Annotated in this window: 8 protein-coding genes; 5 read left to right on the top strand and 3 right to left on the bottom strand. The window is 36.6% G+C overall.

The annotated features are described in order from the left end of the window. Positions 1-148 precede the first annotated feature (148 nt). Positions 149-1,405 carry an ankyrin repeat domain-containing protein gene (locus tag VJJ26_00895; protein ID HLC06719.1) on the bottom strand — a complete coding sequence of 419 codons (1,257 nt, stop codon included), beginning with the start codon at positions 1,403-1,405 and terminating at the stop codon, positions 149-151. A 160-nt stretch (positions 1,406-1,565) separates the two neighbouring features. On the opposite strand from VJJ26_00895, the gene VJJ26_00890 reads away from it, so the two are divergent. Then, a complete protein-coding gene (locus VJJ26_00890; protein ID HLC06718.1) occupies positions 1,566-2,480 on the top strand; it encodes a phosphatase PAP2 family protein in 915 nt (304 codons plus the stop codon). Positions 2,481-2,531: 51 nt separating this feature from the next. Here the strand turns inward: VJJ26_00890 and VJJ26_00885 are convergent, their stop codons facing one another. Together VJJ26_00885 and VJJ26_00880 are read right to left on the bottom strand one after the other, a co-directional pair. Then, positions 2,532-3,158: an orotidine 5'-phosphate decarboxylase / HUMPS family protein gene (locus VJJ26_00885; GenBank protein HLC06717.1), complete on the bottom strand. Its 627-nt coding sequence runs from the start codon at positions 3,156-3,158 to the stop codon at positions 2,532-2,534. Positions 3,159-3,291: 133 nt separating this feature from the next. Then, positions 3,292-3,996, bottom strand: a complete 705-nt coding sequence (locus VJJ26_00880; protein HLC06716.1) for a hypothetical protein — start codon at positions 3,994-3,996, stop codon at positions 3,292-3,294. A gap of 80 nt (positions 3,997-4,076) precedes the next feature. On the opposite strand from VJJ26_00880, the gene rsmG reads away from it, so the two are divergent. The 4 genes from rsmG to VJJ26_00860 form a co-directional block, all read left to right on the top strand. Then, positions 4,077-4,736, top strand: a complete 660-nt coding sequence (gene rsmG, locus VJJ26_00875) for a 16S rRNA (guanine(527)-N(7))-methyltransferase RsmG (GenBank protein HLC06715.1) — start codon at positions 4,077-4,079, stop codon at positions 4,734-4,736. 74 nt (positions 4,737-4,810) lie between these two features. Next, a complete protein-coding gene (locus tag VJJ26_00870; protein ID HLC06714.1) occupies positions 4,811-6,211 on the top strand; it encodes an MATE family efflux transporter in 1,401 nt (466 codons plus the stop codon). A 42-nt stretch (positions 6,212-6,253) separates the two neighbouring features. After that, entirely contained in the window at positions 6,254-6,544 is a 291-nt protein-coding gene (gene gatC, locus VJJ26_00865) for an Asp-tRNA(Asn)/Glu-tRNA(Gln) amidotransferase subunit GatC (GenBank protein HLC06713.1), read from the top strand. A gap of 19 nt (positions 6,545-6,563) precedes the next feature. Next, a partial coding sequence (locus VJJ26_00860; protein ID HLC06712.1) for an amidase family protein occupies positions 6,564-7,334 on the top strand: 771 nt, incomplete at its 3' end.

The following is a 7,334-nucleotide window of genomic DNA, read 5'->3' as shown; positions in this document are numbered from 1 at the left end:
TTAAAGATTAATTACCTTAAAGAACTACCCTTCGATACATTTTACTCTGCCTACGGCTGCGTAAAACACTCAGGGCGAACGGGTTTTGAGAATTAAATTTTTAATTATTGGTATTTTTTCAAAAACTCAACAGAACCTAGTCTTATTTTTAACTCCTTGCAAAATATAACGCATTTCTTCCATCCTTATCGCATGCATCAGGATTGGCATTATGCTTCAACAACAAGTCTATCATCTGCCTCTTACGCTCTTGTGGATTTTTTTCGATACAAAATACATAGTGTAACGGTGTTCTTTTTTCATAATCAGTCGCGTCTACCAAAGCATCATGTTGCAACAAAAAATCCGCTACGGAAATTTTTCCTTTCTCAACAGCGATATGGAGCGGTGTTACACCACCAATAGTCTTGGCATTTACATCAGCACCTTTTTTAACCAATTCTCTTACAGATCTCAGACCGCCTCGTCGTGCTGCGTAATACAAAGGAGTTGCCCTTATAGCACATCGCACATCAACTATAACATCCTTATGCTCAAGTAACGTGCACAAAATAGCGTATCTACCCTTTTTAGCAGCATAATGCAAAGGTGTTTGCCCATGTTGATCAAAAACATTCACTCTAACATTTCTATCCAATAAATTCTGTACCATTTCAACAGTTCCATATAATACAACTTTATGAAGCACTGAAACTCTCTGCTCATTAGTATCATTTATTGCATAATTTGCACCAAGTAAAGCTTCCAAAAGTGAAACCTTTTTGAGCTGACATACTCTTTGGAGTAATGTACAGTTTTTTTTATATGGTAGAAATACATCAAATCGACTCCCTATCAATGTCAATAGCGTTTTTGCTTTGACATCACGCTTACTTAATGCATGTATCAAACGTTTTAAATTTATTTGATCTATCTCGCGTTGATGAACATAGCGTCCAGCATATACTTCCATAAAGTGTTCGACTTGAGCATAATAATTAATCTCAAAAACTTTGAAAATCACAGTTTTTCTGAATTCATGATCATGATGCCAAAAATGGCAAAACATCTCTTTATCTCCTATTTCTGCATAATGTTGCAGGATTTTAGTACATGCACCATAATTACCTACTATGGAACATGCAGGAGTGGGACATTTACATGCACACTCATAATCTGATGCATCTGGACATATATCTCCAACATTCCACCATTTATTACACATTTTACTGACTTGTTTCAATCGACCTATTGCCTGAAATCCTAACCATGCTTTAATCCCTTTTACTACTATTTCTTCTGGCATAGAAAACAGAACGTTATTGATAAGAGCAGATAGATACTGAGTATCACTATTTTTTATATCCATTGCAGTTGCAAAATGAGATATAATTACAATACTACATGTTATTGTTTTTTTATTCATGATCGTCTTTCTTTGCTTACAACAGCATTATATTACATAATTTCAATCAACAAACCCCTTCTCATGCTTATTCTATACCACTCTTGTTTTGTTTTGCTAAAAAATTATAGTCTAAAATTACGAATAATCTTTTATCGTGAGTCTAAAAATCGGAGTAGCAATGAATTTTGCAAAGAAAATAGTTTATTTTCTTTTTATAACGAGCAGTTTTGCTGCACTCTGCAATGACGATCACATAAAAATCACCTACACACAACGCCGAAGTAAATTTGCACGTGAAAAAAAAGAACGACTTGCGCACAACCGTGCTGCACGCAATCACCGTCCATGGTTTCGTAACAGACCTCCTTCAAAACATCGCATTACACACATGCTTGGAGGCTTTGTCGAAGATGTCGTCAGAGTTAATTTGGGTCTTTTTTCTTGGGACTCATTCAAAGTTTTAGTCATCACTGCACCCTTTTTTGCAGGTGCACGCATGATTGATGAAAAACTACACAACTGCTTTTTTGATCATAAAAATAAAAAAAATAGAAATGAACCTGCACAATGGTGCAAAGAAGTTGCACGCTTAAGCATAGGAATTCCTATTGCACTGCTTGGTACACAAGCATTTTTAAGCCGCAACGATGACATGCAAATGACAAGTCAAATCTTTCTGACCGGGATGCCATTTGTATTGCTCGCAAAAGATTTTTTTAAAGAACAATTAAATTTCGATCTGTGTAAAAGACCTTTTCACCAAACATTTGCCAAAGAACAACGCAAGTTTGGTGGATTCCCATCAGGGCATTTAGCTGAAGCAACATATACTGCTGTGCTATATGGTATGCGTTTTGGCATTAACTATGCACTACCCCTGGGCAGCATCGCAGCTTTTGTAACTGTCATATTTTTATCCAGCAATCGCCACTATCTTTCTCAAATGATCGCTGGAGCTGGATTTGGTGCAATGTACGCACTATCGGCAAATAGACTTATTGATTCCAAACTGGCAAAAAAAAGAGAACTTCAACTTGGGCTTGGAACCAGTGATACTGGAAGTCCAGTGATGAAACTCTCTATGAAATTTTGACGAAATACTTTAGCCCAATTTTGGTGAGTAAAATATATTCGTCATGTGATATTAAAACCTATTTACCAATTCAGCAAAATACTGCGCTTCCTGCGCACTATGCTCTGCATCAGTAATGCTCAAGCCCACAATAATTACATCGGGTCTGAGCGCAAGAATTTTATCAACATTATCACGATTAATCTTTGCAGAAACAAAAATAGGCAAACTCGTGTTGCCTTTTATCATATCCCATTTATCAAGAAGGACAAGCGATTCTGTTTCGCTATAGGGCTGATGAAAAAGAAGTGCATCAACACCAAGATTTTTTGCTTCAAGCGCCGATTGTCCAACAGAATCAGAATCTATTAAGTCAAGCATTACCTTGATGTTGGCGCTATGTGCTGCTGTTGTTGTTGCATGTATCACATGATGTGATGTTCCAGCCATCACGGTAATCCAATCCGCTCCTGCGTCAGCAAAAAGATCTACTACTTCCTTGCCTCGATCAACAATTTTGGTATCAGCAAGGATTACTTTATCAGGAAATGCCTCCTTAAATCGTTTTATAGCTTTAGTGCCATGATGATAAATAAGAATTGTTCCCACTTCAATAATATCCGCATATTGAGCAACCTCTGATCCGATAGCAATTGCTTTATCTAAATCAATAAGATCGAATGAAATTTGTAACTTCATATCACGTTCCCCAAAGAATGTGATTACTATTTTAAATAATCATTATGAATAATGCTCGCTCCGACTTCGTTAAAACTTCGTCGGACTAGGTAAGTATAGCAGTATTTATAGTTTAAAAAAATGGTGCTCCTTTTTAATCGATAATATGAGTTAAATTTTTTAAAGGCTCACGATTTTCTTCTGTTTCGACGGGCCTAAATAGATGACGAATAGTCAGCATATATGAACTGTTTTCTATAATATTAATTCCCTTTTTTACATATACATCCGGCAAAACAAGATTTGCCGTTCCATTTGTTGTCTTCCTTCCTATATTCATTTCAATGTTTTTTGGTTTTGCGATAATTATTATTGTTGCAAGAGGAATTTCCACTCCTTCTGTCAAGGCAACTTCTTGTGTTTCCCAATAATATTCACTTCTTTTATCATCGTATTTTTGTTCACATGAATAGACTTTAGCAGGAACACCTAGCACACGATTCCAATTAAGAATTGTGTTTTCAAATAAAGGAACGGGAGTGATTTCTGACGTGACAAGAATATCTACTCCGTCTTTCTGATGTTTTCTTGGAAAACTAATTTCACCATTGTAATTAGACGCCGTTACGTACCCACCATACGTAGCCAAAATCCCCTCTACCGAGACAGATTGTACCATTTGTACCATGCCTTTAGCGGTATATTTAGCCAATTTTCCTGGTTTTTTTAACTTTTGACTTATCTTTTCAGCATCAGTCAACGGCTGTGGCCTAAAAAAAAAGGCTATCCGAGGACCTGCTCCGACCTTTGAAAAAATGAGCAATAATAGCAATAGATGAACACAATAGTTTTTTTTCATATTCACACTTTATTGGTAATACAAATTGTATTTTACTCCTAATCATGGTACCATAGATAAAGAGTAAAAAGATATATTTTATGGGAAGAAAAGTGGACAAGCATCATCTAGAGAGCAACTTTACACATATTCAGTTGGACAAACTCATCACTAAATATACCCTCTCAACCGACCAAGCAAACAAATTAAAGCGCTATCTGGAGCTTTTAGTTGAATGGAATGAGAAATTTAATTTAACAGCCATCACTGATGTGGCAGCTATTATACAGTACCATTTTGATGATTCACTCGCTCTAGCACAGCATATTGACTTTTCTGCTATACATTCAACCGCAGATATTGGTACCGGAGCAGGATTTCCAGGCCTCCCCTTGAAAATCTTATTTCCACACCTAAAAATGATACTCATTGAAGTTAATAATAAAAAAAGATCATTTTTAGCACATGTTGTTCAAGAACTGGAACTGGATAACGTTATTATATATCCATTTGATTGGCGCACATTTTTACGCACCACAAGTCACCATATTGATTATTTTTTTGCTCGCGCATCACTGCAACCAAAAGAACTTGTTCGCATATTTAGACCAGCAAGTCCTTACAAAGATGCAACCCTTGTGTATTGGGCATCAAAACAATGGACGCCTGACAAAGTAGAAGAAACCTTTATCGAAAAAGAAATAGTCTATACACTGGATACGGTACAAAGAAAATTTGTTTTCTTTAAACAAAAAAATTAACCACAAAAAAAATCTCTAAATTCATTCTTTACCGGGGTCCCCGTGTGAAGAGAATCGGAGCATGGGGCAAAATCATGGTAAGAAGTTTTATCGCACGTTACATAGATGATATTTACAATGCTGAAAAAGGTGAACAGTATGGCACATTATTGCGCTACTTTGTACCCGAATTCATCACTAATTTCTTATTGTACGGCATGCCATTTTGGCTTGATGCTATTTTTGTTGGATCCCTCTCATCAGTCGATATGTATGCAACACTTGGAGTCACCAATACTCTTCTTCATTTCATTATTAAAGTTGGCGAAGCGCTTTCAGTTGGAACCACGGTACTCAGTGGCCAATTTAATGGACAAAACTCATTTGAAAATGCAGGACGTACTTTGCGCGATGCATTTTGGGTAACAACATTATTGGGCATAACATTTGGCAGTGCACTTTTCTTTGGTGCGCACACTATTTACACATGGTACGGGGTTTCAGAAGAAATGATAACACTCGGTGTTCCCTTTTTACGATTGCGCGCTGTTGGTGTTTTATGCATGTTTATTTATCTTGCATTAGTAGGATTTTTGCGTGGCATTAAAAACTCTCGCGCTCCAATGAAAATATTTATTTTCGGATCAATTCTTTTTGTTTGTTTTGATTATGTACTTATTTTTGGCAAATATGGATTCCCTGCCATGGGACTGCAAGGATCTGCACTCGCAACGGTGATACAATATAGCAGCATGATGATCATTGCTCTTGGATATGTACTCTTTAACAAAAAAAATCTTAAATATAGCATCAATCTTTTCTCTGGATTTACAGATATTTCTTATGTCAAACACTTACTTGCAGTATCATGGCCTGTTGTTCTTGATAAAGCAATTATGGCAGGGGCTTACATATGGCTTGGAAAAATGGTCGCAACAATGGGAACCGGTGGCATTGCTGCATTTTGTGTAGTCAAAGATATGGAACGTTTTGCATTTTTACCAGCACTAGCATTTGCTCAAATTATTACCTTTTTAGTCAGCAATGATGTTGGTACAAAAAATTGGGAAAGTGTCAAAATCAACATCAAAAAAACCATCTTTTTAGCCTCTGGCATGGTATCAATCATTCTCGGATTTTTTATTTATAAGCGTGCATATATCATAAATATATTTGATAAAAAAGGTGATTTTTCTGAAATAGCAATGCAAGCGTTTCCAATCCTGAGTATATTTATTATCTTTGATTTGGTACAATTGATCCTGTCTGGAGCGCTACGTGGTGCAGGCAATGTTCGCATCGTAATGGTCGTACGACTCATTACCTGTTTTTGTTATTTTGTTCCTGTGTCTTACCTGTTATCACAATGGCAGTGCGACAATGAAGCGTTAAAACTTATTCTTTTATACGGCTCATTTTATCTTGGCAACGCATTAATGAGCATATGGTATATCAGAAGATTTCGCAGTGAACATTGGAAAACACCGACAGTTTAGAATTAAACTTCAGCAAAATTAAACACCTGCAAGGAATTAATTATGTCATCTATTATCACACGAGAAGAAGTTGAAAAAATTGCTCGTCTATCAAATATTGAACTTTCTGAAACAGAAATAATCAACGCTCAAAAACATCTTGAAGCAGTCCTCAGTTATGCCGCACGCGTGCAAGATATTGCTAAAGATGTTGATGTTGCACTATTAAAAAACAGCAACATTGAAAGAGATGATACTATTCAACAGTGCAATCCAGAACCCATTCTTGCACAAGCACCAGAACGTGAAGGTGACTTTTTCGTTGTTCCTGTAATTATTGAAAACAATCAATAAAAATTAACTTAGGAAAATAATGAGCATAACTCCATTCATAACAATCCGTGAGTTAGAAGCAAAACTCGCAAAAAAAGAAATTACCCGCGAAGAAATTATTGAATTTTACCTAAGAAGATTTGAAGCCTTTGATGGCGCTATTGGTTCGGCACTGGAAGTATTTGATAAAGAATCAATTTTAGAAAAAACTAATCCATCCAGTGGTGAACTTTTTGGTATTCCTGGACTTATTAAAGACAATATCTGTCAACAAGATCGCATTACATCATGCGCATCAAGAATATTAGCAAATTTTGTTGCAACATATGACGCAACCGTCATTGCACGCCTCAAAAATGCTGGTGCATTGCTTATTGGTCGCGCTAATATGGATGAATTTGCTATGGGCAGTTCTACTGAAACATCTGCTTTCCAAAAAACACATAATCCATGGGATGTATCACGTGTACCTGGTGGTTCTAGTGGCGGATCAATTGCAGCTGTTGCCGCAGGTTTAGTACCCTGGGCACTCGGCTCAGAAACTGGTGGTTCAGTAAATCAGCCAGCAGCATTATGTGGTGTTGTTGGGTTAAAGCCAACATACGGATTAGTTTCACGGTATGGATTAATTGCATATGGCTCCTCTCTTGACCAGATAGGAATTGCAGCACGCACTGTTTACGATAGTGCTCGTGTACTTTCTGTTATTGCAGGTAAAGATGACAAAGATGCATCAATGCAACAAGTAGATAAAAAAGATTACACAAAAAATTTAACCGGAACATTGCCAAAAAATCTGCGTATCGGTGTT

The organism is Candidatus Babeliales bacterium, from assembly GCA_035288105.1.
Taxonomy (GTDB): domain Bacteria; phylum Babelota; class Babeliae; order Babelales; family Vermiphilaceae; genus SOIL31.
This window is presented reverse-complemented; position numbering and strand designations above follow the sequence as displayed.